At 58.5% G+C, this 1,053-nt stretch carries 2 protein-coding genes; both read left to right on the forward strand.

The genetic code is table 11. The features are described from left to right. On the forward strand, window positions 1-687 hold a 687-nt coding region (locus V6C07_RS03155), incomplete at its 5' end, for an SrfA family protein (RefSeq protein ID WP_333534924.1). A 2-nt stretch (window positions 688-689) separates the two neighbouring features. Further along, a partial coding sequence (locus tag V6C07_RS03160) for a virulence factor SrfB (RefSeq protein WP_333534925.1) occupies window positions 690-1,053 on the forward strand: 364 nt, incomplete at its 3' end.

Genomic DNA, 1,053 nt, shown 5'->3' on the forward strand with positions numbered 1-1,053 from the left:
GTGGATCGCAACGGCCTTGCGGCCGAAGAGCAGCGCGCTGCGGTCCTGGATGACGAACTGGCGCTTTTATGGAACCAGCTTCAGGAACGTGCCGCGCAGTGCAAACCTGTGAAGCCCGCGCCCGTTCAGGTAGAAAAAGAAGAACCGGCGCAGCCGCTGCCGGACCCGGAAATGGTGGAACCTTTCCTGGGTGAAACGCCTCCGGCCCCGCCGGAGCCAAAGCCTGCGCCGCAGCCGAAACCGGAAAAGCCCAAGGAGCAGCCCAAGCCTCAGGAACCTCCAAAGCAGCCGGAAAAGCCCAAGAAAAAAAATGAGGATCTGACCATTCCTGAAGATGCGGCCAAAAAGAACGACCTGAGTTTTCTTGAGGGCTGCTGGACCAGTGAAACAGGTCTGTATTCTCACCCGTCCAATGAACCCATTGTGGCGGAATACTGCTTTGATAAAAACGGCAAGGGCCGCCGATTTGTGCGCGAGCGCAACGGGCAGGTCTGCAGCGGCTCCGCCAAGGCCCGTTTTCAGGGCAACAGGCTGAATTTTGAATCCGACCAGGCCAGATGCCCCCGCGGCGGGACATATGTTCCTCAAAAGGTGGAATGCACCGGCAGTGAAAACACAACCCAGTGCAAAGGCAGAGAACTGGGCGCGGGCAATAATAAATGGGACGCCCGCTTCAGAAGGAAATAAGCATGAATGTCATACCCCGTTATCTTTCCCCGGTGAGCATCATTCCCGGTGGTTGCCCGCAGTTTCTGGATTTCGCCCTGCAGGAGGAATCCATACGCAGGCTGCGCCGCTATTTCAGGGAAGAAAAAAAGAACCAGGGCGATGCGGACGGGCGTTATACCCACTATCTGCGCTGCCTTGCAGAGACGGAAAGCGGCTTTATCGACCAACTGACAGGTCAGCCCTGCGACGAAGACTACAGCGTTGAAGCCCGCCGGGCCGTGGAGGTGTGGGAAGGCCACTGGCTGCCCATCCCCTTTCTGCGCACGCTTGACCAGGCGTGGCCCGATGGCGGCAAGCGTTTTGAATGCGGCCCCTCCAACTGGG

The sequence above is a fragment of the Desulfovibrio sp. 1214_IL3152 genome (assembly GCF_036763055.1).
Lineage (GTDB): Bacteria > Desulfobacterota > Desulfovibrionia > Desulfovibrionales > Desulfovibrionaceae > Desulfovibrio.